Source organism: Streptomyces sp. DSM 40868 (assembly GCF_011820545.1).
GTDB lineage: Bacteria > Actinomycetota > Actinomycetes > Streptomycetales > Streptomycetaceae > Streptomyces > Streptomyces eurythermus.
The window spans coordinates 4,735,667-4,762,432 of record NZ_CP050504.1 but is presented as its reverse complement, the minus strand read 5'-3'; the positions used below and the strand labels follow the sequence as shown (position 1 = coordinate 4,762,432).

General features: G+C 70.0%; 23 protein-coding genes, 1 tRNA gene and 2 pseudogenes. 18 read left to right on the top strand and 8 right to left on the bottom strand.

From position 1 onward, the window contains the following. Window positions 1-162: 162 nt before the first annotated feature. Window positions 163-2,430, top strand: a complete 2,268-nt coding sequence (locus tag HB370_RS21660; RefSeq protein ID WP_030790812.1) for a (Fe-S)-binding protein — start codon at window positions 163-165, stop codon at window positions 2,428-2,430. Between the two features lie 212 nt (window positions 2,431-2,642). On the opposite strand, the gene HB370_RS21655 is transcribed toward HB370_RS21660, so the two are convergent. Further along, the gene (locus HB370_RS21655; RefSeq protein ID WP_030790809.1) at window positions 2,643-2,981 is read right to left on the bottom strand and encodes an antibiotic biosynthesis monooxygenase; all 339 of its coding nucleotides are present in this window, start codon (window positions 2,979-2,981) and stop codon (window positions 2,643-2,645) included. An 86-nt stretch (window positions 2,982-3,067) separates the two neighbouring features. Between HB370_RS21655 and HB370_RS21650 the strand changes: the two genes are divergently transcribed. Then, the gene (locus HB370_RS21650; RefSeq protein ID WP_208974425.1) at window positions 3,068-4,117 is read left to right on the top strand and encodes a Yip1 family protein; all 1,050 of its coding nucleotides are present in this window, start codon (window positions 3,068-3,070) and stop codon (window positions 4,115-4,117) included. 84 nt (window positions 4,118-4,201) lie between these two features. Here HB370_RS21650 and HB370_RS21645 read toward each other — a convergent pair whose 3' ends face one another. Continuing rightward, window positions 4,202-4,705 carry a phosphoribosyltransferase gene (locus tag HB370_RS21645; protein ID WP_030790803.1) on the bottom strand — a complete coding sequence of 168 codons (504 nt, stop codon included), beginning with the start codon at window positions 4,703-4,705 and terminating at the stop codon, window positions 4,202-4,204. 13 nt (window positions 4,706-4,718) lie between these two features. After that, window positions 4,719-5,294 carry a dCTP deaminase gene (dcd, locus tag HB370_RS21640; RefSeq protein ID WP_030790799.1) on the bottom strand — a complete coding sequence of 192 codons (576 nt, stop codon included), beginning with the start codon at window positions 5,292-5,294 and terminating at the stop codon, window positions 4,719-4,721. A gap of 497 nt (window positions 5,295-5,791) precedes the next feature. On the opposite strand from dcd, the gene HB370_RS21635 reads away from it, so the two are divergent. After that, window positions 5,792-5,865: transfer RNA gene (locus HB370_RS21635), tRNA-Gly, on the top strand. Window positions 5,866-5,914: 49 nt separating this feature from the next. Here the strand turns inward: HB370_RS21635 and HB370_RS21630 are convergent. Next, window positions 5,915-6,378, bottom strand: a pseudogene (locus tag HB370_RS21630) (site-specific integrase); the annotation flags it as partial. 303 nt (window positions 6,379-6,681) lie between these two features. Between HB370_RS21630 and HB370_RS21625 the strand changes: the two are divergent. The 3 genes from HB370_RS21625 to HB370_RS21615 all read left to right on the top strand — a co-directional run bounded on the left by HB370_RS21625 (window position 6,682) and on the right by HB370_RS21615 (window position 10,876). Beyond that, window positions 6,682-8,880: an MMPL family transporter gene (locus HB370_RS21625; protein WP_030790796.1), complete on the top strand. Its 2,199-nt coding sequence runs from the start codon at window positions 6,682-6,684 to the stop codon at window positions 8,878-8,880. 94 nt (window positions 8,881-8,974) lie between these two features. After that, window positions 8,975-10,177 (top strand): sensor histidine kinase, encoded by a 1,203-nt coding sequence (locus HB370_RS21620; protein WP_037702873.1) that lies wholly within the window; start codon window positions 8,975-8,977, stop codon window positions 10,175-10,177. Between the two features lie 21 nt (window positions 10,178-10,198). Continuing rightward, window positions 10,199-10,876: a response regulator transcription factor gene (locus HB370_RS21615; RefSeq protein ID WP_030790790.1), complete on the top strand. Its 678-nt coding sequence runs from the start codon at window positions 10,199-10,201 to the stop codon at window positions 10,874-10,876. A gap of 320 nt (window positions 10,877-11,196) precedes the next feature. On the opposite strand, the pseudogene HB370_RS21610 reads toward HB370_RS21615, so the two are convergent. Continuing rightward, window positions 11,197-11,424, bottom strand: a pseudogene (locus tag HB370_RS21610) (site-specific integrase); the annotation flags it as partial. A gap of 350 nt (window positions 11,425-11,774) precedes the next feature. On the opposite strand from HB370_RS21610, the gene HB370_RS21605 reads away from it, so the two are divergent. From HB370_RS21605 to HB370_RS21595, 3 genes are read left to right on the top strand one after another with little or no spacing between them, the layout of a single operon-like run. Then, a complete protein-coding gene (locus HB370_RS21605; protein ID WP_030790786.1) occupies window positions 11,775-12,251 on the top strand; it encodes an SUKH-3 domain-containing protein in 477 nt (158 codons plus the stop codon). A 10-nt stretch (window positions 12,252-12,261) separates the two neighbouring features. Then, entirely contained in the window at window positions 12,262-12,633 is a 372-nt protein-coding gene (locus HB370_RS21600; RefSeq protein ID WP_342447394.1) for a YwqJ-related putative deaminase, read from the top strand. Continuing rightward, window positions 12,576-13,556 carry an SUKH-3 domain-containing protein gene (locus tag HB370_RS21595; protein ID WP_342450995.1) on the top strand — a complete coding sequence of 327 codons (981 nt, stop codon included), beginning with the start codon at window positions 12,576-12,578 and terminating at the stop codon, window positions 13,554-13,556. The genes HB370_RS21600 and HB370_RS21595 overlap by 58 nt, the downstream gene beginning before the upstream one ends. A gap of 659 nt (window positions 13,557-14,215) precedes the next feature. On the opposite strand, the gene HB370_RS21590 is transcribed toward HB370_RS21595, so the two are convergent. Together HB370_RS21590 and gcvH are read right to left on the bottom strand one after the other, a co-directional pair. Next, the gene (locus HB370_RS21590; RefSeq protein ID WP_157855644.1) at window positions 14,216-14,389 is read right to left on the bottom strand and encodes a hypothetical protein; all 174 of its coding nucleotides are present in this window, start codon (window positions 14,387-14,389) and stop codon (window positions 14,216-14,218) included. Window positions 14,390-14,498: 109 nt separating this feature from the next. Then, window positions 14,499-14,891, bottom strand: a complete 393-nt coding sequence (gcvH, locus tag HB370_RS21585; protein WP_030790782.1) for a glycine cleavage system protein GcvH — start codon at window positions 14,889-14,891, stop codon at window positions 14,499-14,501. A gap of 568 nt (window positions 14,892-15,459) precedes the next feature. On the opposite strand from gcvH, the gene HB370_RS21580 reads away from it, so the two are divergent. Continuing rightward, window positions 15,460-15,612 carry a hypothetical protein gene (locus HB370_RS21580; RefSeq protein WP_157855643.1) on the top strand — a complete coding sequence of 51 codons (153 nt, stop codon included), beginning with the start codon at window positions 15,460-15,462 and terminating at the stop codon, window positions 15,610-15,612. A gap of 10 nt (window positions 15,613-15,622) precedes the next feature. Here the strand turns inward: HB370_RS21580 and HB370_RS21575 are convergent, their stop codons facing one another. After that, complete coding sequence (locus HB370_RS21575) at window positions 15,623-18,724, bottom strand: BTAD domain-containing putative transcriptional regulator (protein ID WP_063766445.1); 3,102 nt, start codon at window positions 18,722-18,724, stop codon at window positions 15,623-15,625. A gap of 298 nt (window positions 18,725-19,022) precedes the next feature. On the opposite strand from HB370_RS21575, the gene HB370_RS21570 reads away from it, so the two are divergent. Genes HB370_RS21570 through HB370_RS21535 form a run of 8 tightly spaced genes read left to right on the top strand, consistent with a single transcriptional unit; the run spans window position 19,023 to window position 26,718 of the window. Continuing rightward, window positions 19,023-19,211, top strand: coding sequence for a lysine biosynthesis protein LysW (locus HB370_RS21570; RefSeq protein WP_030790778.1), 189 nt, complete (start codon window positions 19,023-19,025; stop codon window positions 19,209-19,211). Next, window positions 19,208-20,077 carry a RimK family alpha-L-glutamate ligase gene (locus HB370_RS21565; protein WP_030790774.1) on the top strand — a complete coding sequence of 290 codons (870 nt, stop codon included), beginning with the start codon at window positions 19,208-19,210 and terminating at the stop codon, window positions 20,075-20,077. Before HB370_RS21570 ends, HB370_RS21565 begins: the two co-directional genes overlap by 4 nt. A 14-nt stretch (window positions 20,078-20,091) precedes the next feature. Then, the gene (locus HB370_RS21560) at window positions 20,092-20,721 is read left to right on the top strand and encodes a DegT/DnrJ/EryC1/StrS family aminotransferase (protein WP_030790771.1); all 630 of its coding nucleotides are present in this window, start codon (window positions 20,092-20,094) and stop codon (window positions 20,719-20,721) included. Beyond that, window positions 20,718-22,037 (top strand): aminotransferase class I/II-fold pyridoxal phosphate-dependent enzyme, encoded by a 1,320-nt coding sequence (locus tag HB370_RS21555; RefSeq protein ID WP_030790768.1) that lies wholly within the window; start codon window positions 20,718-20,720, stop codon window positions 22,035-22,037. Before HB370_RS21560 ends, HB370_RS21555 begins: the two co-directional genes overlap by 4 nt. Beyond that, complete coding sequence (argC, locus tag HB370_RS21550) at window positions 22,030-23,097, top strand: N-acetyl-gamma-glutamyl-phosphate reductase (RefSeq protein WP_030790764.1); 1,068 nt, start codon at window positions 22,030-22,032, stop codon at window positions 23,095-23,097. The genes HB370_RS21555 and argC overlap by 8 nt, the downstream gene beginning before the upstream one ends. Then, window positions 23,094-24,950: a M20/M25/M40 family metallo-hydrolase gene (locus HB370_RS21545; protein WP_030790762.1), complete on the top strand. Its 1,857-nt coding sequence runs from the start codon at window positions 23,094-23,096 to the stop codon at window positions 24,948-24,950. Before argC ends, HB370_RS21545 begins: the two co-directional genes overlap by 4 nt. Further along, complete coding sequence (locus HB370_RS21540; protein ID WP_051816093.1) at window positions 24,947-25,765, top strand: transketolase; 819 nt, start codon at window positions 24,947-24,949, stop codon at window positions 25,763-25,765. Before HB370_RS21545 ends, HB370_RS21540 begins: the two co-directional genes overlap by 4 nt. Next, window positions 25,762-26,718: a transketolase gene (locus HB370_RS21535; protein WP_051816092.1), complete on the top strand. Its 957-nt coding sequence runs from the start codon at window positions 25,762-25,764 to the stop codon at window positions 26,716-26,718. The genes HB370_RS21540 and HB370_RS21535 overlap by 4 nt, the downstream gene beginning before the upstream one ends. Window positions 26,719-26,766: the final 48 nt, after the last annotated feature.

The following is a 26,766-nucleotide window of genomic DNA, read 5'->3' as shown; positions in this document are numbered from 1 at the left end:
ATAACACGATCCGATTGCCTGGCGGCGATCCAGATCACCCCGCGCTCTGCTGCATCCCGACGGAAGATGGGGGTAGTCTCAGACGGACTACATAAGTTACCGCTTAGTAATGTTCGTCAGCCCAGACAGCTCGTTCCGACCGAGGCCGCTTCAGGAGCCCCAATGCAACTCGCCGCGATCATCGTGTCGCTGGTCCTGATCGTGGTCGGCGTGGCACTGTTCGGCCGCGCCCTCCTCCAGATCTACAACCACATGCGGCTGGGCCAGCCGGTACCGGCCGGCACGCGGACCAACGATCCCACACAGCGCACCCTGACCGTGGTCCGGGAGTTCCTCGGCCACACCCGGATGAACCGCTGGGGCATCGTCGGCGTGGCGCACTGGTTCGTCGCCGTCGGCTTCTTCACCCTGCTGCTGACGATCGTCAACGCGTTCGGGCAGCTGTTCAAGGCGGACTGGATCCTGCCGGTCCTCGGTGACTGGGCACCGTACAACGTCTACGTCGAGTTCATCGGCACGATGACCGTGATCGGCATCCTCGTGCTGATCGCGATCCGCCAGCTGAGCCACCCCCGCGACCCGGGCCGCAAGTCCCGCTTCGCCGGCTCCAACTTCGGCCAGGCGTACTTCGTCGAGACCGTCATCCTCATCGTCGGCGTCTGCATCTTCATGCTGCACGCCCTCGAAGGCGCCCAGCACCACGTCGACGGCTACGAGGCCTCGTTCTTCATCTCGTACCCGGTCGTCGCCTGGCTGCGCGAGATGGACCTCTCCACGCTCCAGAACCTCACCTACTTCTTCGCCGGCCTGAAGATCGCGACCAGCTTCATCTGGATGATCACGGTCTCGCTGAAGACCGACATGGGTGTGGCCTGGCACCGCTTCCTGGCCTTCCCGAACATCTGGTTCAAGCGCAACGCCGACGGCTCCACCGCGCTCGGCGCGCTCCAGCCCATGACCTCGGGCGGCAAGCCGATCGACTTCGAGGACCCGGGCGAGGACGACGTCTTCGGCGTCTCCCAGGTCGAGCAGTTCTCCTGGAAGGGCCTGCTGGACTTCTCCACCTGCACCGAGTGCGGCCGCTGCCAGTCGCAGTGCCCCGCCTGGAACACCGGCAAGCCGCTCTCGCCGAAGCTGCTGATCATGTCCCTGCGGGACCACGCGCACGCCAAGGCGCCGTACCTGCTCGCGGGCGGCGGCAAGACCATGGAGGGCGAGGAGAAGGCGACCGAGGAGCAGCTCAAGGACGTTCCCGCGGCCGCGCTGGCCGAGGCCGAACGCCCGCTGATCGGCACCGCCGAGGAGAACGGCGTCATCGACCCGGACGTGCTGTGGTCCTGCACCACCTGCGGCGCCTGCGTCGAGCAGTGCCCGGTGGACATCGAGCACGTCGACCACATCGTGGACATGCGCCGCTACCAGGTGATGATCGAGAGCGCCTTCCCCTCCGAGGCGGGCACGATGCTCAAGAACCTGGAGAAGAAGGGCAACCCCTGGGGCCTGGCGAAGAAGCAGCGCCTGGAGTGGACCAAGGAGGTCGACTTCGAGGTCCCGGTCGTCGGCAAGGACATCGAGGACCTCACCGAGGTCGAGTACCTGTACTGGGTCGGCTGCGCCGGTGCCCTGGAGGACCGCGCCAAGAAGACCACCAAGGCCTTCGCCGAGCTGCTGCACATCGCGGGCGTGAAGTTCGCGATCATGGGCGGCGACGAGAAGTGCACCGGTGACTCCGCCCGCCGCCTGGGCAACGAACCGCTGTTCCAGCAGCTCGGCATGGAGAACGTCGCCGCGCTGAACATGGCCTTCGGCGAGGACGACGAGGACCCGGCCACGAAGAAGCCGAAGTCCGCGAAGAAGATCGTCGCGACCTGCCCGCACTGCCTGAACACGCTCGGCAACGAGTACCCGCAGCTCGGCGGCGACTACGAGGTCATCCACCACACCCAGCTGCTCCAGCACCTGGTGGACGAGGGCAAGCTGATCCCCGTCACCCCGGTCGAGGGCATCATCACCTACCACGACCCCTGCTACCTGGGCCGCCACAACAAGATCTACACGCCCCCGCGCGAGATCATCGGCAAGGTCCCGGGCCTCAGGAACGAGGAGATGCACCGCCACAAGGAGCGCGGCTTCTGCTGCGGCGCCGGCGGTGCCCGGATGTGGATGGAGGAGCGGATCGGCAAGCGCATCAACAACGAGCGCGTCGACGAGGCCCTGTCCCTCAACCCGGACATCGTCTCCACCGCCTGCCCGTTCTGCCTGGTCATGCTCACCGACTCGGTGAACGGCAAGAAGAACGACGGCAAGGCGAAGGAGTCGATCCAGGTGGTCGACGTCGCCCAGCTGCTCCTGGAGTCCGTCAAGACGCCGGTCGACCCGGCGGGTGACGCGGAGACCGAGAGCGCGCCGGAGCCGGAGCCGGTGAAGTAGCTCCGCTCCCCCCCCGGCGTACGGCGCCCCCTGCTTCGCACAGGCAGGGGGCGCCGTCGTGTTCTCGGCGGGGGCTCCACGGGATCGCCCGGCTCAGGCGCCGTTGGGACCGGTATCCGCTGTCGACCCGGCTCAGGCACCGTTGGGGACCGGTATCCGCTGTCGACCCGGCTCAGGCACCGTTGGGGACCGGTATCCGCTGTCGGCCCGGCTCAGGCGCCCTTGGGGCCGGCCTGCTGGACCACGTCGAAGGACCACAGGGTCGAGCCGGAGGCGGCCGGCTTGGGACGCTCACCGCCCGCGCCGCCACCCTCGCCGCCGCCCTGGTGCGCGGCCTTCATCGGCCCCTCCATCCAGGCCTGGAAGGACTCCTCGTCCCGCCAGCGGGTGTAGACGAGGTACTGGTCGGTGCCCTCCACGGGCCGCAGCAGCTCGAACCACTCGAAGCCGTCGGAGTTCTCCACCGCGTGGGCCCGCGAGGCGAACCGCTTCTCCAGCACCTCCCGCTGCTCGGCGGGAACGGTCAGCACGTTGATCTTCACTACGCTCATGGACCCATCCTGGACCATGAGGCCCCGCCGAACGGCGTGGAACCCCGAGGGAATTCGGGGTGCGGTGGCTGACGGTCCCTTAGGGGATGTCACAGGTCGGCCGCAAAGCCGGGCGAAGGCCACAGGCCCCGTCACGCGGGCCCGCCGGACCAGGTACGTTCGATGACGTGGCTGGATTCAGGATCGGACGCGGGGGCAGGGACGACCGTACCCCCCAAGGACAGCAGGCGCCCCAGGGACCGGCGTACGGACACGGGCACGGCCCCGCACAGCCCGGGGGACCGGCGTACGGGCAGCCGCCGTACGGCCGCCCGGGCCCCTCGGGACCCGCGGGCCCCTCGTACGGCTACCCGTCGGCACCACAGCCGCCGTACCCGCATCAGGGACAGCCCTACGGCTACCCGGGACCCGCGGACGACGGCCCCGAGTACTTCGGTGACGGCGGCCACCAGGGCGGCGGCCACGCCGGGCACGACCCCTACGCGGCGAACCAGCCGGGTCACACCCAGGCCTTCTCGGTCGACGAAGCCGCGAGCTACACGCAGGGGGCGACCTACCAGGCCGGCTCGGCCCCCGCGCCGGCCGCCCCGATCGGCCCGCCGCTGCACTGGAAGGACCTGCTGAAGGGGATCGTGCTCGCCCCGAACGAGACGTTCCTGCGCATGCGGGACTACACGATGTGGATCCCCGCCCTCATCGTGACCTTCCTCTACGGCCTGCTCGCCGTCTTCGGCTTCGACGGCGCCCGCGAGGACGCGATCAGCGCGACCCTGTCCAACGCGGTGCCGATCGTGCTGGTGACGGCGATCGTGATGGTGCTGGGCCTGTTCGTCCTCGGCGCGGTCACCCACACCCTGGCCCGCCAGCTCGGCGGCGACGGCGCCTGGCAGCCCACGGTGGGCCTGTCCATGCTGATCACGGCCCTCACCGATGCGCCCCGGCTGATCGTCGCCATGTTCTTCGGCGGCGACGCCGGCTTCGTCCAGATCCTCGGCTGGGCCACCTGGCTCGGCGCCGGCGCCCTGCTGACCCTGATGGTCTCCCGCTCCCACGACCTGCCCTGGCCGAGGGCGCTGGGCGCGTCGGCGATCCAGCTGATCGCGCTGCTGTCGATCGTGAAGCTCGGCACGTTCTAGGTACCGGCTGGATACCGGTGCACAGGAAAGGGGCCCCTGCACGGGGCCCCTTTCCTGTGTCTCCTATGTCTGCGCGCCGGGGGGCTAGGCGTCGAGAATCTGCCCGGCCCGCTTCACGACGGGCGGCTCGACGCTCCAGGGGAAGTTGATCCAGTCGTCGGTCCGCTTCCACACGTACTCGCACTTCACGAGCGAGTGGGACTTCTCGTAGACCACCGCGGAGCGCACCTCGGCGACGGTGTCCAGACAGAAGTCGCGGACGAGCTTGAGCGTCTTGCCGGTGTCGGCGACGTCGTCGGTGATCAGGACCTTCTTGTCGGAGAAGTCGATCACATTGGGAACGGGGGCGAGCATGACCGGCATTTCCAGGGTGGTCCCCACACCGGTGTAGAACTCCACGTTGACCAGGTGGATGTTCTTGCAGTCGAGGGCGTAGGCGAGCCCGCCCGCGACGAAGACACCGCCCCGGGCGATGCTCAGCACGATGTCGGGCTCGTACCCGTCGTCGGCGATGGTCTGCGCCAGCTCCCGGATAGCGGTGCCGAACCGCTCGTAGGTCAGATTCTCCCGCACATCTGCGCTGCTCATGCTGTAGTCGCCCTCACACCTGGGTCCGATGGAAATTGAGGAAGGACCGCGAGGCGGTCGGCCCGCGCTGCCCCTGGTACCGCGAGCCGTAGCGCTCACTGCCGTACGGGGACTCGGCGGGCGAGGTCAGCCGGAACATGCACAGCTGCCCGATCTTCATGCCCGGCCACAGCTTGATGGGGAGCGTGGCGAGGTTGGACAGCTCGAGGGTGACGTGCCCGCTGAAGCCGGGGTCGATGAACCCGGCGGTGGAGTGCGTGACCAGCCCGAGCCGCCCGAGCGAACTCTTCCCCTCGAGTCGCGAGGCGAGGTCGTCGGGCAGCGTGATGACCTCGTAGGTGGAGGCGAGCACGAACTCCCCGGGATGCAGGATGAACGGCTCGTCCCCGTCCGGCTCCACCAGCCGCGTCAGGTCCGCCTGCTCGACGGAGGGGTCGATGTGCGGGTAGCGGTGGTTCTCGAACACCCGGAAGTACCGGTCCAGCCGCACGTCGATGCTCGACGGCTGCACCATGGATTCGTCATAGGGATCGATCCGTACCCGCCCGGCGTCGATCTCGGCCCGGATGTCCTTGTCTGAGAGAAGCACGTAGCGAGGATACGCAAGGCGCGCGGAACCATCGCAATCACGACGGCGCCGCGCGCTCCCGGTCACGCCCCGACTACGGCGGGTACTGCACTACTCTCCGCCTACCGCTTCTCCAACACGACAGGCACCGCGCTCCGCAGCCGGGCGCATCGCGGACACCGCACGAGCCGGCCGGGGCCGAGCCGCTCGGCCTGCTGCATCGGGAACGAAGCGGTGCTGAAGACGTGCCCGTCCGCGCAGCGGACGACGGTGCGTTGCATCAAGTCCCTCAAGTCCCTTCCCCAAGAGCCGCGTCCGGCGTTCTGCCCGGACGCCAAAAGCCACATTACGGGATCAAAGAGACGACTCTCCAGGCGGCACTCCGGCCCCCACGGTACGCCCCAACTCACGCCCCCCGCAGCCGGATCCCACGCCCTGGGAACACTCGGCTCCCGAGATGATGTAGAGTGAGCGAGCGTCCGGACAAGGGATTCCCCGAACCCCATGTCCGTACATACGCGGGTGTAGTTTAATGGTAGAACATCAGCTTCCCAAGCTGAGAGCGCGAGTTCGATTCTCGTCACCCGCTCCATGCTGAAGGCCCAGGTCAGAGACCTGGGCCTTGTTGTTGTGTCCGGCGATCAGTCGCCGCGTGCCAGATCCGTGCCAGAAGGCTTGTCGGCCGTCTTCTTGGCCGCCTCCGCCCGAGCCTTCCGCACGGTGGCGTCGAGGCCGGCGGCGACCTCCTCTTGCCGCTCCTCGTCGGAGTGCTGGTAGATCAGCGCGGCCTTCCCGGAGGACTGTCCGGCGCGGACCACCGTGTCCTTGAGAGTGGCCTGGAACGGGTCGAGAGCGTGTGTCCGGTGTGACGAAAGTCGTAGAAACGAAAGGTCGTCTGGGAGCTCGACGGCGACTCGGGCACGGCGCCGCTTCCGTCCGGAGGATGTGCTTCGGAACGGTGCCCCCTTCTCGCCGAAGAAGACCAAGCCGTCAGGCTCATCTCGGCGAACGAGGCGAGGTGCTGTCTCAACTCCTCGCGCAGGAAGGCCGTGGATACGACGGCTCGGGCGCCCGCGTCGGACTTGGTCCGGCCCGGAGCGCGCTGGACGTTGATCCCCTCAGGTTCGGCGCGAGGGACACGGATGACGAGGTGGTATGTCTCCGCGCCGGTGGGGCACCGGATGGCGCGATGCCTGGGCGGAGGAGTCGGAGTCGTACGGGGCCGGACGTACTGGGCGGTCGCCTCCACACCCCGGTCTGGGTCCTCATCCTGAACCGTCTACTGCGATCGCGGTAGACGCGAGTGTCTGCGTCCGGGCAACGACGAGAGACCGGTGGAATGCGAGCGTGAGGGTGGGCCGGGTCTGCTGGTCCGGCTCGTGTGGCGTACCTCTGGAAAGGCCCGTCGATGTCCCCTCTCGCCCGTTGGTGCCATAGGCATCGGCTCACCGTCGTCCTGGCCTGGGTGGGCCTGCTGATCGGTCTCGGCGCCGCGGTCGGCATGGTCGGCAGCGACTTCGGCAACAGCCCGACCTCGCAGAACACCGACTCCGCCAGGGCCACGGCCCTGCTGCAGAAGGGCGCCAGCAGCGCGGCGGGCAAGAGCGGCCGGGTCGTCTGGCAGGTCAAGGGCGGGAAGGTGACCGACTCCGCCGCCGAACAGCCGATGGCCGACGCCGTGAGGAAGATCGGGGCCGCTCCCGGTGTCGCCTCCGTGAGCAGCCCGTTCACGGCGGCCGGGGCCCGGCAGATCAGCAGGGACGGTACGACGGCCTACGCGACCGTGTCATTCGAGCAAGGCGTCAGCGACGCCCGGATCGCGCGGGTGAAACAGCTCGCCACCGCCCCGGAGTCGGCAACGCTGCACATCGCGCTGAACGGGCAGGCGTTCACCGTCAATCCCGAGCCCAACGCGGTCGCCGACGCCATGGGCATCGCCCTCGCCTTCGTCGTGCTGCTCTTCGTTTTCCGGGCGGTGTGGGTGGCCGCGCTGCCCATCATCACGGCCATCGCGGGCGTGGGCACCTCCGCGGTCACGGTGATGCTGCTCAGCCACGTGATCACCCTGTCCGACACCACGCTGACCCTCGGTTCGCTGATCGGTCTGGGCGTGGGCATCGACTACGCCCTGTTCATCGTCAACCGGCACCGCTCCCACCTGATGGCGGGCATGGGTGTCGGCGAGTCGATCGCCAAGTCCCTCAACACCTCCGGCCGTGCGGTGGTCTTCGCCGGGCTCACCGTCGTCGTCGCCCTGCTCGGCATGCTCACCCTGAACGTCGGCATCATCAACGGCATGGCCATCGGCGCCGCCGTCACCGTGATCCTGACCGTACTGGCCGCCATCACCCTGCTGCCGGCGCTGCTCGGCCTGATCGGCCCGCGGGTCCTCAACCGCCGTCAGCGGCGGGCTCTGGCCGGCCGGCGCACACAGGTCGTACCCGAGGCGGGGCCGAGTCCGTGGGGCCGGTGGGCCGAGCGCGTCCAAACCCGGCCGAAGACGTTCGGTGTGGTCGCCCTCGTCGTTCTGGCGGTCCTCGCTCTGCCGACGCTCACCCTGCGCCTGGGCGCGTCCGACGACGGCAACCTGCCCACGACCTCGACCAACCGGCAGGCGTACGACATGATCGCGAAGGGTTTCGGGCCCGGTTTCAACGGTCCGCTCGTCCTCGCCGCCGAGGCGCCCACCGCCGCCGACCAGGCGGCCGAGGCCAGGCTGGCGAGGGCGATCGAGCAGGTCGACGGCGTCGCCGACGTCAGCGCCGTCCCCATGCAGAAGGGGCAGGACGTCGGTGTGATCTCCGTCGTCCCGACGACCTCCCCGCAGTCGGCGGAAACATCCGACCTGATCGACCACCTGCGCTCCGACGTCATCCCGGCGGCCGAGCAGGGCACCTCGATGAAGGTCTACGTCGGCGGCCCCACCGCCGGCAATGACGACTTCGCCTCCGTGCTGATGGGCAAGCTGCCGCTGTTCGTGCTGGTGATTGCCGCGCTCGGCTTCCTGCTGCTGACCGTCGCCTTCCGCAGCCTTCTCATCCCGGCCGTCGGCGCCCTGCTGAACGTCCTCAGCATCGGTGTGGCGTTCGGCGCGATCGTCGTCGTCTTCCAGTACGGATTCGGCGCCTCGCTCCTCGGCCTCGGCGCCGCCGGGCCCATCGAGTCGTTCGTGCCCATCCTCGTCGTCGGCATCATGTTCGGTCTTTCCATGGACTACCAGGTGTTCCTGGTCAGCCGGATGCGCGAGGAGTGGGCACACACCGGGGACAACCAGCGCGCCGTCCGGGTCGGCCAGACCGAGACCGGCAAGGTGATCGCCGTGGCGGCCACCATCATGGTCTGCGTCTTCGGCTCGTTCGTCTTCGGCGGCATGCGGGTGATATCGGAGTTCGGCGTGAGCCTGGCGGTGGCCGTCGCGCTCGACGCCCTGCTGGTCCGCATGGTCCTCGTACCAGCGCTCATGCACCTGTGCGGACGCGCCAACTGGTGGCTGCCCCGCTCACTCGACCGGGCGCTCCCCCGGGTGTCGGTGGAAGGACCGGTGGAAGAGCCGGCGCGGCGGGCCGGTCCCGGCCGTGAGCCGGAGACGGCCGGGACCGGCCGCTGACGTCATCCGCCGAGCGCACGCGCCGGGCCGCGGGAGGCACACCACCCCGACCGGCCCGTGCCGCGCGGTCCGTGTGCTGCCGCATAGTGAAGGAATGCAGGTGACAGCCGTGGTCCAGCAGTGGTTGGCCCGTCACGCGCGGCTGCGCGACGCGCTGCCCGGCGTGCTGGTCGTCCTCGTGGCGGTGGCGGCGGGTGCCGTCGGAACGGGAGGCTCCGGATGGCATGCGCCGCGGTTGGGCGGCGTCACCTGGACGGCGCTGGCCTGCGCGCCCCTCGTCGTCCGTACCCGGTGGCCACTGCCCGTCGTACTCGTCACGTTGGCCGTGGACCTCGTACACATGGCCCGTACGCCGGACTTCTCGCTTTCTCCGGCGGCGAGCCTGGTCGCTCTCTACACGCTCGCCACCCGCAGCAGCCGACGAATCGCATGGGCCGTCGGCGTAACCGCCACGCTCGTGATCACAGCGGTGTTCGCCGTCACCCACTCCCAGTCACCGGTCTCGGGTGACACCCTCCTCCGCTTCGACCTCGCGATCGCTGCCACGGCGCTGGGCATCGCCAGCCGCAGTCGTCGTCTCCGCCTGGACCGGGCCGAGGCACGCGCGGAACGCGCCGAACGGACCCGCGAGGCGGAGGCCCGCCGCCGGGTCACCGAGGAGCGTGTCCGCATCGCCCGTGAACTCCACGACGTCGTCGCCCACCACATGACCCTGGTCAACGCCCAGGCCGGGGTGGCCCACCACCTGCTGCGCACCGACCCGGAGATCGCCTACCAGGCACTCGCCCACATCAAGGACAACAGCCGCACCGCGCTCGACGAACTCCGCGCCACCGTGGGTCTGCTGCGTCAGCCCGACGACGCGCCGGACTCCCGGGTGCCCATTCCCGGACTGGCCGACCTCGACTCCCTGATCACCAATCTCCGAGCGGGCGGCCTGCCCGTGGAACTGGAACGCACGGGCCTGCCCCGGTCCGCGGCACCCACCACCGAGCTGACGGCCTACCGCATCGTCCAGGAGGCCCTCACCAACACCCACAAACACGCCTCGGCCAACCATGTGAAGGTCACTCTGGACTACGGAACCGACACCTTGCGGATCACCGTCACCGACGACGGACTCCCCGGGACCGCCCAGGACTCCGGCACCGCCCGTGGTCCCGGCACGGGTCACGGCCTGATCGGCATGCGCGAACGCGCCGCCGCCATCGGCGGGACGGTCATCGCCGGCCCCCGGCCGGAGGGCGGCTTCCGGGTGCACGCGGAGCTGCCCCTCGTACTCACCCCGCGCCCATGAACCGCCCTAGAAAGGCTCCCGATGACCATTCGCGTCCTGCTCGCCGACGACCAGGCCCTGCTGCGCGGCACCTTCCGGCTGCTCATCGACACCCAGCCGGACATGGAAGTCGTCGCCGAGGCGTCCAACGGCCGTGAGGCCCTGGAACTGGCCCGGTCGCAGCGGGCCGATGTCGTGGTGATGGACATCCGCATGCCGGAGGTCGACGGCATCGAGGCCATCAGGCTCATCGGCCAGGACGAGGATCTGGCCGGGGTGAAGGTGCTCGTCCTCACCACCTTCGAGATGGACGAGTTCGTCGTCCAGGCACTGCGCGCGGGAGCGAGCGGCTTCCTCGGCAAAGGCGTCGAACCGGCCCAGCTCCTCGACGCCATCCGCCTCGTCGCAGCCGACGAGGCCCTGCTCTCCCCCGCGGCCACCAAGGGATTGATCGCGCGCTTCCTCGCCCAGCCCTCCCCCGGCAACCTGGCCGGCGGCGAACGGCTCTCCACTCTCACCCCGCGGGAGCGGGAAGTCATGACACTGGTCGCCACCGGTCTGTCCAACGACGAGATCGCCGAACGCCTCTTCGTCACCCCGGTCACCGTCAAGACCCACGCGAACCGCGCCATGGCCAAACTCGGCGCCCGGGACCGCGCCCAACTCGTCGTCATCGCCTATGAGACCGGCCTAGTCCGTGCCGGAGAGGAACGGTCCTGAGCCGGTGGGAAACGGCCCCTCGTGCACCTCTTCTCCATGTCCTCCTGCAAGGGCACCCTTCAGACCAGCACTCGATTTCCCGCCCGGAGCGGCCGTCAGTCGTCGGGACGGGACCCCGCGCCTCCAGGGCGTCGGCGTGCCCATAGCGTGCCCGTAAGACGGGCCAACCAAGGTCACGAACGGTGCGGTTTCTCCCTCCGGGCTCGGCACCAGAGGACGTTTGCCCAGGTCAAAGCCACCCGGTTTCCCAAGCGCCGTCGCTTCCCAAGCTGAGAGCGCGAGTTCGATTCTCGTCACCCGCTCCATGATGAAGACCCAGGTCAGAGACCTGGGCCTTGTTGTTGTGTGCGGCGATCGAGGCCGCCGGCGACCTCTTCTTGCCGCTCGTCGTCAGAGTGCCGCTGGATCAGCGCGGCATTCTCGGAGGAATGCCCGGCACGGACCATCGTGTCCTTGAGCGTGGCGCCGGGTCGGGTCGAGAGCGCGTGCCCGGTGTGGTGAAGGTCGTAGAACCGGGAGCCCTCCGGCATGCCGACGATGCCCCTCGCCAGTGGCGATACGGATGGTGGCATGCGATGGGTCCGTTCGGCGGCCCGTAGATGCCTCGGTGGCGCATGGTCGCATCTCCGGGGATTGCTCCTCCCCGACGGATCGTGACAGGTGGGCCCGTACCTGGTGAGCTCGGTGACCCGGTAGGGAGGCGGTCGAATCACGTGGCCTGAGGGATCAGAAGGGTGATGGAGGGAGCACAGGTGCATACGCGGCAGATCGGCGACATGAAACCGGACAAGCCTGGATTCTTGAGCCACGGGGAGTACAAGCCGCCCTGCGCCTCCTGCGCGCGCATGCTTCCGCTGATCGGCGTCACCGCTGTTTGACCTGGAAAAGGATAAAAACTGTGTCCGCATTGAAGTCGCCCGAGGCAGTTGACGCCTGGCTGGCGAGGGCCGGATGGCACCCGGGCCGTAGGTGTGACGACCTTGCCGCCACCGAGATCGAGGACTGTCAGGCATCATTCCGCAGGGACGGCGGCAGTCTTGACGTCATCCAGCCCGCTCTCGATTTTCTGCGTGAGCATGTCGGCCTTGTGGCACCCCTGCACGACTCTCCCGAAGACACTGTGATGTTCCTTCCGGCCCTCATGTACCGGGGCGCAGCGGAAGACGTTCAAGAACTCGCCGACGGACTGGGGAAAAAGGTCTTCCCCGTCGCGCACGACACGTACGACGGCGGCACGATCCTCATGGACGAAGCGGGGCGGTTCTTCTACCTGCATCACAGCGGCGAGTACTTCCTCGGAAATGACAAGTACTCGGCGTTCATGAATTACTCGCGTGGCTATCCGCTCGAACACGCGGAGGACTACTATGCCTGAGCATATTCCGATGACCGCCGCGTCCCTGCTGGTGAACGGCAAGATCTTCAGCCAGACCGACCTCGACGCGGATTCGGACCCGGATCTACATCCTGCGGTTTCCGAGTTTTTTCAGCAGCTTCCTGCCGCGCAGCGGGAACCGTTCATGGGTTACTGCGCGGAGACCGCACTTATCTCCGATCAGTTGTGGGGCTTGGACGAGCAGCTTCCGAGCGGGGGGAGAACGACCCTCGACGATGCGACGGGGCATTTTTCGGGGTCGGCCATAGTGACGAGAAAGATTCGCCCCGAAGGAGATCCGGAGCACGGACGTCATGCGAAACCGTGCCGATCTTGCACAGCTCTGCTGGAGCGTCTCGGCATCGAAGTGGTGGACGAGTGACTCAGCACCACCGGGCTGCGGAGAGGATCGGTTGGACCGCAGGGAGGAACGTCGAGCAAGAGGCGATGCAGGCAGCGCTGCGGCTTGCAGCGATGGCGGAGAGCTACGGAATGTCTCTGTCGCTGTTTCCTGCCGCGAAAGCCTTTCTGAGTGAGTTCTACGGCCTCGATCACCGGCCGGTGGAACCGGGCCGGGAGGTGGCCTCTATCGGGTTTTCCATCGATCCGGAGAAGGCCAGGTTCCAGCTCATCAAGTTGGACCACCTGTCCGCCGGGCTCCGCGTGGCTTTGTTCCCGGTCGGTGTGACCGAAAACGACTCCGTGCTTGCTGTGGGTGAAGAGGGACAACTTCTCTCTTTCGGGCTCGGTGGCTCCTGGCACATGGGGGACTGTGCGCTCGAAGGCATCGAGAACATGATCACCGGGCTGGCTCCGCGCAGGCTTCGCGAAATCGCGCATGCCTGGGACTTGAAGTCGGCGGCGGCCGTCGGTCCCGTTGTCGGAGCCGTGCAGGCAGCGCTGACGGCCGTGTACGTGTTGCACCATCACGGTATTTACAGCGCCAGGAGCGTCTGTCTGACTCTGACCACTCTGCGTGGCAGTGGCGTCGAGATTGCCCGGCGGTCGATCGGCATACCGAATGGTCTACTGGATGAGGCGCTGTCGCCGATCGTTCGTGACGTGGAGGAGATCCTTGCGGCCCACGCCGACGGCGTGGGCTGTGAGGTGAAGCTGACCGTAGAGGTGCCCGGCGTACATGCGGAAACCTCGCCCGGTCTGGTCAGGTTCTCGGCCCGGTTCGGACATGTGGCCATGCAGACCAACGACGTCGAGGCCAGCCTCCGCGTCGGAGCGGGTGCGCGAACCGGCAGCCTCCACGTACGAGTCGTCGACGCTCTGCGCGGTCTGAAGCAGATGTCATGAGAGGCGGGGCTCTGCTGAGGTGCTTGACATGCGAGCCGAGGTCACCCGGGACCGGGAGGGTCTACCCGGCTGACGCCGACATGGCACTACGGCGCCGTGCCCACAGCGTGCCCTTGAGAGCGGACAACAACCGTCAGCAGCGGTGCGAACGCACCCTCCCAGGACCGCCACAGAATCGCATAACCGCAGGTCAACAGGGACGCGGTTGTCCAAGCGCCGTCGCTTCCCAAGCTGAGAACGCGAGTTCGATTCTCGTCACCCGCTCCATGAAAACCCCCAGGTCAGGTACTTGGTGTTCGTTGTCTAGGCCAGTTCAGGGGCGGCATGCCCTTCGTGTGCCTTAAATCGAGACCTGAGGGCAGGTCGAAGGAGCGACGAGGCCGTTGGGCCGGCGTAACGCCGAAGCGTCTTGGAAGGCGAGACGCATTGCGACATGATCTGCGTCGCACAGCCTCGCTGAGTGCGTGAAGTCGCATGCTTGAAGCCGAGGCGCAGAGCACTGCCAATATGCGTTCGCGCGATGCCGTTCATGCATGATCTCGTAGCAGTAGAGGTCGCCGGACGCCGTAGTCGGCACGGCCGGCAGGCACCGGCAGGCGATAGGGGGCGCCACCAGATGACGCCCCCCCTGGGACTTGCCGGTAGTCCGGGATGGTTTGTCAGTACGTGGTGACTACGGCCCCATGGCCGCCGTTCGTTCCGGCGGTGCCGTCCGCGTCGTTGTCGCCGTCCTCGGCTGAGACGTCGGACCCCCGGCCGCCGTCGCCTCCGCCTTTGCCGCCCAGTTCACCGATACCGGCTCCGGCATAGCCCTGACCCCACACGGCCGTCATGCCCGACTCGCTTTCCAGCTTCGCTGGTGGGACGGACGCGTGTGTGATGACGCCTCGGTTGGACCTGAGACAACAGCGCGTCGTCACGCGAACCGTCGATCGCCGAAGGTCAGTCCGAGTCCGCCTTGAGGTACTCGGCGTACTCGTCGGCACTGAGGAGGCCGTCGGTGTTCGGCGGGCCGTCGGTGCGGAGCCGGATCATCCAGCCATCGGCGTAGGGGTCTTCGTTGACCAGCTCCGGGCTGTCGTTCAGGGCCGGGTTCACCTCGGCGACCTCGCCGGTCACGGGCACGTAGACCTCGGACACGGCCTTCACCGACTCGACGCTGCCGAACGGCTCACCGGACTCGAACCGGTCACCCACCGAAGGAAGCTCGACAAAGACGACGTCACCGAGTTGCCGCTGCGCGTGATCCGTCAGCCCGATCCGTACCAGGTCGCCCTCGATCCCGGCCCACTCGTGGTCCTTGCTGTACAGACGATCGGTCGGGGTGTTCGCCATGCCGGCCTCCGAGGTTCTGCTTCGATGCCTCACGGATGTGGGCGCGGCAAGCCTGCTGCACACCCGGCCCGGGGTGGAACCGAACACACTCGTACGAGTGAGCCGAGGTTTGGCGTACGGCCCTCGGACCGGCATGCCACGCCATCCTGGTGCGAGGCGGCTCAGCCTGCCGGTGCCACCCTCCGGTCCGACTCGGGGCGTCGCGCGGGGAGCGGGCCGAAGCGTCCGGGGCTGGGGGCAGCGGACAGGCGCCTTCGGCGCCGGCCCGGTCGGTCCCGGCTCGGTGCGGGAGCCGGGGAACAGCCGCACGATCCCGGCGGGCCCGCCCGTCCTGACGGACAGGTCCGGGGCCCCGGGGCCAAACGTGCGCCGGCCAGGCCGGCGCACCGCTTCTCCGCCACGGACACGGCCTCGCTGTCGATGACGACGACGTCGCCTTCCCACGAGCGTCTCCGCGGAGGGGTTCTGCTCCCGCAGTGCTGTGAAGGTATCGGTTCGGAACCGTAACGGTCTGTGCTTGATTGAGGATCGGTTGTGTTCGAAGGAACTTCCGCACTGAGGGGGAAACATGGGGAGCAGGTTCGCCGGCCTGATCGGCATCGTCACCTTGGCCGTTGTCTTCGGCACCGCGGTGGCGGTGCACGACTCCGAGGCCGCCACGGCCGGGAAGAGCGTGCGCATTCTGGCCACCAATGAGGGGCCGGGCACCAGCCCCCGGTGACGAGAACGGGCTACCGACCCATGTCCCGCGCCTGTGTGCCGCAGCAGACAGAACCAAGCGTGCAGGACACAGGCGCGCGGTCGGAGGAGCCCAGGATGGCTCGGGGGATGTTCATGGCAGCGAACAGTTCCTCGGCGCCGCGCAGGTGATCCCGGGCGGCTTCATGGTTTCCCAGCGACTGCTCGGCTTTCGCCATGCCGTGCAGTCCCTGTGCCATGCCCATGCGGTATCCGATGCCCAGCGCCCTTTGATGGGCGCTCCGGTGCAGGCCGAGGGCCTTCTCGTGGTTTCCGCCGCGCTGGTGGACCAGCCCCGCGATGTTCTCGACCTCGCACTGCCATGTCACCGTACCGAGCGGGCCGACGAGCGCGAGTGCCTGGTCGACGTACGTCATCACCTCCTCGCCCGGTCCGTTCCGCTGGTGCAGGACGGCGCGCAGCGCCAGCGACATGGCCCGGTTCCTGGGCATCGCGGAGTCCTCGCCGAGGGCCAGGGCCCGGTCGAGGTGCCGCTGCGCCGACACGTCGTCGCCCCCGTCCAGGTGGGCGATGACCAGGTCGTTGAGGGCGGCCACCTCGTGCTCCCGCTCTCCGACCTTCTGACAGAGCATGACGGCCCGTTCGGCGGCGGCGATCGCCTCCGCGCTCCGGCCCTGCCACAGGTGCAGGGTGCTCAGGTTGCACAGCGCGATGGATTCCCGCCTGAGGTTGCCGAACTCGCGGTGCAGCCCGATGCCCCGCAGCAGGAGGTCATATCCCTCGGACAGGCTGCCGAGCACGATGTGTGCCCAGCCGAGCAGGTCCAGGAAGGCCGCCTCACTGATGGTGTCCCCGTGCGACCGGGCCACCCGCAGCCCTTCCTCCGCGGCCTCCGTCGCCGACCTGAACTCTCCGAGTATCTGGTGCGCCGAGGCCAGGTTGGCCAGGCTCAGGCACAGGGCCTGGGTGTCCGCCGCCCGGCGGGCCGCGGTCACCGCGACCTCCGCCAGCTCCCGGAAGTCCCGGATGGCTCCCTGCGCGTGCAGGTGGAGCACCGTGTTCCTGGCCAGGTAGCTGGCCAGGCGGTGGAAGTCGTGCCGCTGTCCCAGCCGGACGGTGGCCTGCAGGCCCCTGCTCTCCCGGTCGTACCACCGGCGGGCGGCCTGCGCGTCGCGGAACGCGGGCAGCCCCGGCGCGTTGCCGGGCGGCGCGGACGCGTACTGGCGCAGTCCCGGGAACAGGATCCGGCACGCCTCGTTGGTCGCCCGCAGGTAGTAGTTCATCAACCGGCCGACCGCGGTGTCCTTCTCGTGCCGCACGGAGTCGTCCCAGAGGCTGAGGGCGAAGCTGCGGATGAGGTCGTGGAAGGAGTACCGCCCTGCCTCGTGCTGTTGCAGCAGCTGGGAGTCGAGCAGGTCTTCCAGCATCTGCTCCGCGTCCTTGGGTGTCATGGCCATGAGAGCCGCGGCCGCGTGCGGGTCGAAGTTCGGCCCGGGATGCACCCCGAGGAGCCGGAACGCCCGGCGGTGCTCCTCCCCCAGGGACTCGTAGGAGAGCTGGATGGTGGTGGCGACGCTGCGTTCGGTGGAGCGCAGCTCCGTGAGCAGGGCGTCCTCCTCGCGCAGCCGGTCGACGAAGTACTGCAGCGACCAGCGGGGGCGGTTGTGGAGCCTGGCGGTGGCGATGCGCAGGGCGAGCGGCAGGTGCCCGCAGAGCGTGGCCAGTGACTTGGCGGCCTCGGGGTCGGCGGCCACGCGTTCCTCGCCGAGCGTCCTGGTGAGCAGTGTCGCGCTGTCCTGCGGTGCCAGTGTCCCGAGCGATATCCAGTGCGCCCCGTCGAGGTCGAGCAGCCGGCAGCGGCTGACCACCAGGACCAGGCACTGGGAAGCGGCGGGCAGGAGCGGGCGTATCTGACAGGCGTCGGCCGCGTTGTCGAGGACCAGGAGCAGCCGCCGCGAGGCCGAGGCGGCCTGCCACATCGCGAGCCGGCTCCCGGCGTCGTCGGGGATGGCGTTGTCGGGTGTCCCCAGGGCGCGCAGCAGGATGCGCGTCGCCTCCTCGGGGGCGAGGGGCCGTTCCCCCGGGGTGAAGCCGCGCAGGTCGAGGTAGAGCTGGCCGTCCGGGTACGAGGCGGCCAGGCGGTGGGCCGCACGCACGATGAGGGTGGTCTTGCCGACCCCGCCCATGCCGTCGACGGCGACGATCCGCACTCCTTCGCCCGGCTGTCCCCGGTCGAGCAGATGCCTGAGTTCCAGGTGCCGCCCGGTGAAGTCCGGCAGGTCGTACGGCAGGGTGCACGGGGCGTTCTCGACGGCTCGCGGCCCGTCGGACGGCCGGGGTGAGGGGGCCGGGTGCGCCGGTGCGGGCGTGTCCAGTTCGGGGCTGGCCCGGAGTATCTTCTCGAACAGGCCGGCCAGTTCGGGGCAGGGGCTGATCCCGAGCTCCTCCGCCAGCAGGTCCCGCACGGCGGCGTACTCGTGGAGCGCCTCCGCCTGCCGGCCGGCGCGGTACAGGGCGAGCATCAGCTGGGCGCGCAACCCCTCGCGCAGCGGGTGGGCGTCGGCGAACTCGCGTATCTCGCCGACGAGGTTGCTGTCCTCGCCCAGCTGGAGCCTGAGCGCGAACAGCTCCTCCACCGCGGCCAGGCGTCGTTCCTCCAGGACGGTGGACGCCGCGTCGAGCACCGGGCCGCCCGTCCCGTTCAGCACCGGGCCGCGCCACAGCTCCAGGGCCTTGCGCAGTTCCCCGGCCGCCGCGCCGAGTTCACCCTCGGCGCGGTCGGACGCGGCCTTCTGCACGTGCTGTGAGAAGAGGTGCAGGTCGATCCGGAGCGGCTCCACGGCCCCGCGGTACCCGGCGTCCTCGGTCACGATCAGCGCCGGACCGCCGGGCAGGCGCCGCCGGAGGTCGGCGATGGCTTTGCGGACCTGCTGCTTGGCGGTGTCGGGAGCGGTCTCGCCCCAGGCCGTCTCGATGAGGCGCTCGATGGGCACCGTCCGCCCGGGCTCCAGCAGCAGGGACGTCAGGATGCGCTCCTGAAGCGGCCCGCCGAGCCTGATCCGGTGCCCGTCGGCCAGGCACTCCAGGGATCCGAGAACGTTGAACCGCAGCCCTCGGTCCTCGCTACCTGTCACTGTGCGCCTGCCCCAATGCGTGCCCCCCGCGGCGGTGCCTGGAAAGTACCAGGTCAAACACTTACGGTGACCAAGCTTAGGTGACCACCGTGGCAAGCGGTACCGGAGCGGTAGGTGAGTGGTATCACCGCCCGGCAGGCTCCTTTCCGCCACCGAGAGTGGCGCTCTCCGTGCCTCCCGAGGCATCCACAGGTGCCGGAGGGACGGCGGACCCGGAATGCGCGCGGACGGGATCCGTGCGCGAGCAACGGCGCCGGCACATCGTGCGACGCCATTTCCACGTGAAGGAGTCATCAGCATGACACTTGCGACCGCTGTCGCCAGCTGTCTCGTGTGCGACACCGAGTTCGAGGTGCGCGACGACTGGGAGAAGGGCGAGATCACCGAGTGCGCGGCCTGCGGCCAGGAGCACGAGGTCGTCGAGAAGACCCCGGCCGGCGTACGCCTCGACCTCGCCCCCGAGGTGGAAGAGGACTGGGGCGAGTGACAGCCTCCGACCAGGTCCTGCTCTCGGTCACGATGCTGCGCCCGGAGGAGAAGCTGCTCCTCTCCGCGTTGCGTGACCAGGGTCTGACGGCGCGACCGCTGCTCATGGAGGATCTGGCCGAGATCGTGGCGGGCCACACCGGCCCGCCCGCTCTCGCCCTGATCAGGAACCTCTCGCACCGGGACGCGATCAACGTCTCCCGTCGCCTGGAACACGCCGGCGTCACCACCCTCAACCGCGCGGCGACGATCGAGACCTGCAACGACAAGGGTCTGCAGGCGCTGCTCTTCGCGCGGCACGGCATCCCGCACCCCGTCACCCGGCACGCCTTCAGCTTCGACCAGGTCCGCAAGACCGTCGCCGACCTGGGCATGCCCGCCGTGGTCAAACCGGTCAGCGGCTCCTGGGGCCGGGGGGTCGGCAAGATGACCCACGCCGACTGCGTGGAGGCGTGGGCCGCGGGCCGGGAGTCCGTCGACGCCACGGGCAAGCAGTTCCCCGTCGTCGTACAGGAGTACATCGACAAGCCCGGCCACGATCTGCGGGTGGTGGTCGTCGGGCGGACCCCGGTGGTGGCCATCCAGCGGGTGTCGGACGACTGGCGCACCAACACCCACCTGGGCGCCGAGGTCCGGCGCGTCGAGGTCACCGCGGTGATGGAGAAGCTCTGCGGCCAGGTCGTCGACGCCCTCGGCCCCGGCTTCTACGGGGTGGACCTGGTCGAGGACCGGTCCACGGGCGAACTGCTCGTGCTCGAAGTGAACGCCAACCCGGAATTCGCCCGTTCCTCCGCCCGGCACGGAGTGAACGTGGCCGGCCACCTCGCCGCCTACGTCGCCGAGACCCTCACGGCCTCAGCCGTGTGACACGGAGAAGATCCATGGAACTGTTCGACACCGCAACGGTGCTCGCCCGCGTCCTCACCACCGGCGTGGTCATGAGCATCGAGAAGAGCGACCGGGAACTGCCCGGCCTCGAACGACTGCTGACCAAGCAGACCGGACGTACCCGGGCCGTCCTCGTCAACAGCCGTACCGCCGCGATCCACGCGGCGCTCGCCGGCCAGGGCATCGGGCACGGTGACACCGTCGCCGTCCCCGAGCCGGACGCGGCCACCGGCCGTTTCCTCGACTGGCTCGGCGTCAGCGTCGCGGACCGGGGCCCGGCCGCGTACGACTACGTGTCGCTGGACTCCGCCAACGCCGACCGGGCGGCCGAGCTGACCCGGACCTCCACCGCCCCCGCCCTCGTCGTGGACCTCACCGGTCTCGGCTTCGGGCCGGCCGCCGCCGTCCTCACCGACGACGACCGGGTCTGGGCCCGGGCCGAGCGACTGAAGATCTTCGGCGCGTACGACCTGCGGACGATGTGGACGCAGGAGGAGGCCGACGCCTCCCTGGTGCCCGGGGTCCAGTTCAACTACCGGCTCAGCCCCCTCGTGGCCGCCTGCGTGCGGATGGCCCTGACCCAGGCGGCACGTCCCGCCACTCCCACCGGAGCGCGCTCGTGATCACTGACTTCCCGGCAACCCCGCTGCCCCTGCCCGACCCCGCCGAGGTCGACTCCGAACTCGCCGCCCTCGGCGGTGGGGCCATGATCCCCAAGGCCTCGCGCCGCACCCTCTTCCCGGTCATCACCAAGGAAGACGTCTTCAACCTGATGCTGGCCCAGCGGCAGGCGCCCGAGAAGGTCGTCGCCGACTTCGCCGAGGCGTACCGCTCCTACGTCGGCGCGGCGCACGCGCTGCCCACCGCCAGCGGCACCTCCAGCCTGCACATGGCGCTGGTGGGCGCCGGTGTACAGCCCGGTGACGAGGTCATCGTGCCGGCGTTCACCTTCATCGCGACCGCGCAGGCCGTCGTCGCCGCGCACGCGGTCCCCGTGTTCGTGGACATCGACCCGGCCACCTACTGCATGGACCCCAAGGCCGCGGCCGCCGCGATCACCGACCGCACCCGCGCGCTGATGCCGGTCCACGTGCACGGGCTGCCCGCCGACGTGTCCGCCCTGCGCGCCCTCGCCGACCGGCACGGCATCGCCCTGGTCGAGGACGCCTCGCACGCCCACTCCGCGAAGATCGGCGAGCAGGTGGCCGGTTCCTTCGGGGACGCCGCCGGTCAGAGCCTGATGGCCGACAAGAACTTCCCGCTCGGCGGCGAGGGCGGCATCGCGTTCTTCGCCACCGAGGAGAGCTACGACCGGGCCCGCGCCTACCTGGAGCGGCACGGCATCGACTACGGCATGTCGTGGGTCGCGGCGGCCTTCGGCGCCAGCCAGCTCAAGCGGCTGCCGTACTACGACGAGATCCGCGCCCGCAACGCCGCGCTGCTCGCCGACGCCCTGCGCGGGACCGGCCTGTTCACCCCGCCGCACGTACCCGACGGGCACGTCCACGCGTACAACATGTACCGCGTCACCCTGCACCCCGAGGCCGTGGGCCTGGACGACATCCCGGTGTTCGCGGTCAAGGAGGCCGTGCACGAGCTGCTGGTCGCCGAGGGCGTCCCGGCCCGCGAATGGCAGAACACCCCGATCCCGTGCCACCTGCCCTTCCAGCACCGGGACGGCTTCGGCAACGGTTACCCGTTCACCCTCAATCCCGGTGCCGTGCGCGACCACCGGCCCGAGGACTTCCCGGTCACCCTCGGCATGCTCGACAGCACCCTCGTCCTCTGCCGCGAGCTGCGCTCGCCGGTGGAGTACGAGCGGATCCTGCGCTACGCCGACGCCTTCCGCAAGGTCGCCCGCCGTCCGGACGCCATCCGCAAGCTGGTCGAGACCCGCGACTACCGTCGTCCCTACGACAAGGCGGCCCGCCTTGGCTGACGCAGCGCACGAGAAGATACGCGTCGCCGTCCTCGGAGCCAGCGGCTACACCGGCGGCGAGGTGATCCGGCTGCTCCTGGAGCACCCTCGGGTGGAACTCGCGTTCCTCTCGGCGGAGCGCGCCGCGGGCACCGCGGTGGGCAGCAGTCACCCCTGGCTGCGCAACCACCCCAAGGCGGCCGGCCTGACGTTCCGGCCGCTGGCCGAGCTCGCGGACACGGACACCGTCGATGTCGCCTTCGGCTGCCTGCCCACCGGTGCCCTGCCCGAGCGTCTGCCGCTGGTCGCCGACCGGGCCAAGCGCGTGCTGAACCTGGGTGGCGACTTCCGGCTGCGCGACGAGAAGCAGATCGGCAAGCACTACCCGGGGACCGCAGCCCACCCGCCGCTGGAGGACTTCGCGTACTACGTACCGGAGTTGAGCGCCGGCGTACCCGACAGCCGGTTCGTCAGCCTGCCCGGGTGCATGGCCGTCACCACGATCTACGCCCTGTACCCGCTGTTCGCCGGCGCCGAGCCGCTGGTCGCCGACCGAGTGGTGGTCGACGCCAAGACCGGGTCCACCGGCGGCGGCCGCGGCGGCGGTGAGCAGCCGGCCGAGCGCAGCGGCAACTTCCGGGTGCACAAGCTGCACGGCCACCGGCACGCGCCGGAGGTGCAGCAGGCCCTCGCCGACTTCACGGGCGCCGCCGTCGACCTGCGGTTCTCCACACACAGCCTGGACGTGGCGCGCGGCATCATGGTGACCGCCTACTCCGAGCTGCGACCCGGGGTCAGCGCCCTCGACGTCAAGCGCGCCTACGCCAAGGCGTACGTCGGCAAGCCGTTCGTACGGGTGCGCCCGGCGCCCAAGGCGCCGCAGGACTTCCCGATGCTCAAGGCCGTCACCGGCTCCAACGTCGCCGAGGTGGCGGTTGCCGTCCGCGACGGTCAGTGCGTCACGGTGGCCGCCCTGGACAATCTGATCAAGGGCGCGGCGGGCCAGGCCATCCAGGCCATGAACCTCATCCACGGCTTCGACGAGACGGCCGGTCTGCCGATCACGGCGGTGTCGCCATGACCCGGCCGCTGTATGTCATCAAGGTCGGCAGCGCCACGCTCGACCGCGAGGCCATCCACAAGGAGATCGCCGACGTCGTCGCCCGCGGGGCCCGTGTGCTTCTGGTGGCCGGCGGGGCCACGGGCATCGAACGCCACTACACGGCCATCGGCCGCCCGGTCCCCACGCTCCGGCTGGCCAACGGCGACGTGGTGCGCTACTGCCCGCCCGAGGAGATGGACCACCTGGTCGACGCCTACGAGCGGGTGACCCTGCCCGCCGTGGCGCACGGCCTGCGGGCCCTGGGCCTGAAGGCGTTCACGGCCGTCGCCGCCCGCAACGGCCTGGTCGTCGGCCGGGCCAACCGTCCGCTGAAGGCGCTGTCGGCCGAGGGCCGCCCGATCGTGGTCCGTGACCACCGGGCGGGCGTACCGGCCGAGGCCGACACCGAGGCGCTGAACGCCCTGCTCGACGCGTACGACGTGGTCTGCCTGTCCCCGCCGGTCGCCGACCGGGACGGCGGCGCCGCGCTGAACGTGGACGCCGACGTGCTGGCCGCGGTGCTCGCGGTCGCCCTGGACGCCGACCACCTGCGGCTGGTCACCGGCACCGCCGGACTGCTGACCGACCCGGCCGACCCGGACTCCACGCTGACCGACGCCTACCCGGGCGACGGAGCGCGGTACGCCGGCGGACGCATGCGCCAGAAGGTGCGCGCGGCCGAGATCGCCCTGGAGGGCAGCAGCGCCGACGTGGCCATCACCGGCCCGCACACCATGAGCGAGCCCTCGGGCTGGACCCGGTTCTGGCGCACCCGGGGGCCCGCCGACGACCTCGACCTGCTCACCCGCGCGGTCTCCGTGCCGTCGGTCTCCGGCGACGAGGCGGAACTCGCCTCCTGCCTCGCCGAATGGTGCCGGAGCCGGGGCATCGAGGCCCGGATCGACGCGGCGGGCAACCTCGTCGCGTCCCGGGGCACCGGTTCCCGCCGGCTGCTGCTCCTGGGCCACCTCGACACGGTCCCGCACCGCTGGCCCGCCGAGTGGCGCGACGGTGAGCTGTGGGGGCGCGGCAGCGTCGACGCCAAGGGCAGTCTCGCCGCCTTCCTGGAGGTGCTGGCGGACGCGGACGTACCCGAGGACGGCAGGCTGGTCGTGGTCGGCGCGGTCGAGGAGGAGATCTCCTCCTCGAAGGGCGCGTTCCACGTACGGGACCACTACCCGGCCGACGCGGTCGTCATCGGCGAGCCCAGCGGCTCGCAGAAGCTGACCCTCGGCTACTTCGGGCTCTTCAAACTGGCGGTGACCGCCTCCGTGCCCACCGGCCACTCGGCCGGCCTGGACGCCGTGTCGGCCCCGGACCGCCTGACCCGGGTCCTCGGTGAGATCCGCGCGTCGGTGCTCGCCCAGGCGCCCGAGGCGCTCAGCGCGGTCATCGACATCCGGTGCGAGCGCGGACGCGAGCGCGACCGGGCGCACGGCATCCTCAACTTCCGGGTGCCGCCGGGGGCCGATCTCGACGCGCTGCGCACCGCCGCGCTCGGGCACGCCGGTGACGGCGTCGGCATCGAGGTGCTGCGTGCCACCCCGGGCCACCAGGGCGGCCGTTCGGGGCCGCTGGCCAAGGCGTTCACCCGGGCTTTCGCCGCGGCCGGGGTCAAGCCCCGCTTCGTGGTGAAGAAGGGCACGTCGGACATGAACACCCTGGCGACCACCTGGCACGACGTGCCGATGGTGGCGTACGGGCCGGGCGACTCCGCCCTCGACCACACCGACGAGGAGCGCATCGGCGGCGAGGAGTACCGGGCCGCCCGCGCGCTGCTCGCCGCCGCGGTGGACCGCTGGTTCGCCCTTCCGGAAGGAAGCCGCCGATGACCGCCGTACTCGACACGCCCACGGCCGCCGGGACGGACGTGTCCGTCCTGGCGGAGCGGTCCCTGCACGCCCGGCGGCTGATCGTCGACATGGCGGCGTCCGAGCGCGGCTGCCACCTGGGCGGCAGCCTGTCGGTGCTCGACATCCTGGTCGCCGCCCTGCACCGGGCCTCCGCCGGGGACGGCACGGAGGTCGTGCTGAGCAAGGGCCACGCCGCCGCGGGCCTGTACGCCGCGCTGTACGTCAGCGGCGTGCTGCCGGAGAACCCGGCGCCGCTGTACGGCCGGGCGGGCCAGCCCTACACCGGCCATCCGGGCCCCAAGGTGCCCGGTGTGCGGTTCCCGACCGGGAGCCTCGGGCACGGCGTGCCGTACGCGGCGGGCTGGGCCCTGGCCCGCCGGCTCGGCGGGCGAAGCGGCCTGGGCATCGCCGTCGCGGGCGACGGCGAGCTGCAGGAAGGGCTGGTCTGGGAGACCTGCCAGGTGGCGGCGGCACAGGAGCTGGGCAACTTCGTCCTCGTCGTGGACCGCAACGGCGGGCAGAACGACGGACTCGTCGCGGACATCTCGCCGCTGCCCGCCCTCACCGAGCGGTTCGCCGCCTTCGGGTTCGAGGTCGCGGAGACCGACGGACACGACCTGGCGGCGCTGACCGAGCTGTTCGCCGGGGACCGGTCGGCCGCCCGCCGCCCGCTCGCCGTCGTCGCCCACACCGTCAAGGGCAAGGGCGTACCGGCCGTGGAGGGCAGGGCGGGTTCCCACTACGTGACCATCGACGCCACCCGCGCCGCGAAGTGGAAGCGAGCGATCCGATGACCCTCTCCGGCCGTGACGCCTACCGTGAGGAGCTGACCGCCCTCGCCGCCGAGGACCCGTCCATCGTCTGCCTGGAGGCCGACCTGGGCGGCAAGAACCACCCCTTCCAGACCGCGCACCCGGACCGGTTCTTCAACGTGGGGATCGCCGAGGCGGCCATGATCGACATGGCCGCGGGGCTGGCCGCCGGCGGCTACAAGCCCTTCGTCAGCACCTTCGCCCCCTTCGCGGCGCTGCGGGCCGCGGAGAGCCTGAAGCTGACGCTGGGCTACCTGAACGCCGGGGTCACCGTCGTGGCACCGTACGCCGGCGTGTCCGGTGCCTGGTTCGGTACCACGCACCACTGCCTGGAGGACCTCGCGGTGCTCCGCAGCGTGCCCGGCGTGACCATCGCGGCCCCCTACGGCGAGGCCGAGATGCGCGCCGTGATCAGGTCCGCGGCCCGCGACGGCAGACCGCACTACATCCGCACGGGCCGCAACGCCGCGTACGAGTCGCTGCCCGTGTCCGGTACGGAACTGCCGCCGGTCAACTGGGAGTCCGAGGGCGACCCCGGCGACGTCTGTCTGGTGTCGGTGGGCGAGGAGGGCACCCGGCTGGCGCTGGCCGCCCGCGCCGCCACCGGGGTCTCCCACGCCCACCTGGTGTACGCGGACCACGAGCACCTGGCCGAGTCGGCCGCGGAACTGGCGGTCCGGCACACCCGATTCGTCGTCGTCGAGGAGCACCGCAGCCAGGGCGGGGTGGCCGAAGCGCTGGCGCTGCTGCTGCCCGGGCGCGAGGTCACCTCGGTGGCGGCCGGTCAGGGATGGCCCTCGGCCGGCGGCGACCACCAGGAGGTCATGGCGTCGCTCGGCCTCGATCTGCCCGCCGTGCTCGCGGCCGTGGCGAGGGCACGCCACGGGCGACCGGCGGCGGCCGCCGGCGGATCCGTCCGCGCCTGCGTCCGCTGAGTCCGCCGTCCCGGACCGTCTCCCCCTCCCACCCCCGGAACCTACGGA

Bases quoted from the DNA above. Each gene is read 5' to 3' on its own strand.
- HB370_RS21540 (WP_051816093.1), top strand. From the start codon at position 24,947: ATGACCGCCGTACTCGACACGCCCACGGCCGCCGGGACGGACGTGTCC.
- HB370_RS21580 (WP_157855643.1), top strand. From the start codon at position 15,460: ATGGGGAGCAGGTTCGCCGGCCTGATCGGCATCGTCACCTTGGCCGTT.
- HB370_RS21600 (WP_342447394.1), top strand. From the start codon at position 12,262: ATGACCGCCGCGTCCCTGCTGGTGAACGGCAAGATCTTCAGCCAGACC.
- HB370_RS21570 (WP_030790778.1), top strand. From the start codon at position 19,023: ATGACACTTGCGACCGCTGTCGCCAGCTGTCTCGTGTGCGACACCGAG.
- HB370_RS21625 (WP_030790796.1), top strand. From the start codon at position 6,682: ATGTCCCCTCTCGCCCGTTGGTGCCATAGGCATCGGCTCACCGTCGTC.
- HB370_RS21620 (WP_037702873.1), top strand. From the start codon at position 8,975: ATGCAGGTGACAGCCGTGGTCCAGCAGTGGTTGGCCCGTCACGCGCGG.
- HB370_RS21655 (WP_030790809.1), bottom strand. From the start codon at position 2,981: ATGAGCGTAGTGAAGATCAACGTGCTGACCGTTCCCGCCGAGCAGCGG.
- HB370_RS21660 (WP_030790812.1), top strand. From the start codon at position 163: ATGCAACTCGCCGCGATCATCGTGTCGCTGGTCCTGATCGTGGTCGGC.
- HB370_RS21590 (WP_157855644.1), bottom strand. From the start codon at position 14,389: ATGACGGCCGTGTGGGGTCAGGGCTATGCCGGAGCCGGTATCGGTGAA.
- HB370_RS21650 (WP_208974425.1), top strand. From the start codon at position 3,068: ATGTCACAGGTCGGCCGCAAAGCCGGGCGAAGGCCACAGGCCCCGTCA.
- gcvH (WP_030790782.1), bottom strand. From the start codon at position 14,891: ATGGCGAACACCCCGACCGATCGTCTGTACAGCAAGGACCACGAGTGG.
- HB370_RS21615 (WP_030790790.1), top strand. From the start codon at position 10,199: ATGACCATTCGCGTCCTGCTCGCCGACGACCAGGCCCTGCTGCGCGGC.
- HB370_RS21645 (WP_030790803.1), bottom strand. From the start codon at position 4,705: ATGAGCAGCGCAGATGTGCGGGAGAATCTGACCTACGAGCGGTTCGGC.
- HB370_RS21560 (WP_030790771.1), top strand. From the start codon at position 20,092: ATGGAACTGTTCGACACCGCAACGGTGCTCGCCCGCGTCCTCACCACC.
- HB370_RS21535 (WP_051816092.1), top strand. From the start codon at position 25,762: ATGACCCTCTCCGGCCGTGACGCCTACCGTGAGGAGCTGACCGCCCTC.
- HB370_RS21545 (WP_030790762.1), top strand. From the start codon at position 23,094: ATGACCCGGCCGCTGTATGTCATCAAGGTCGGCAGCGCCACGCTCGAC.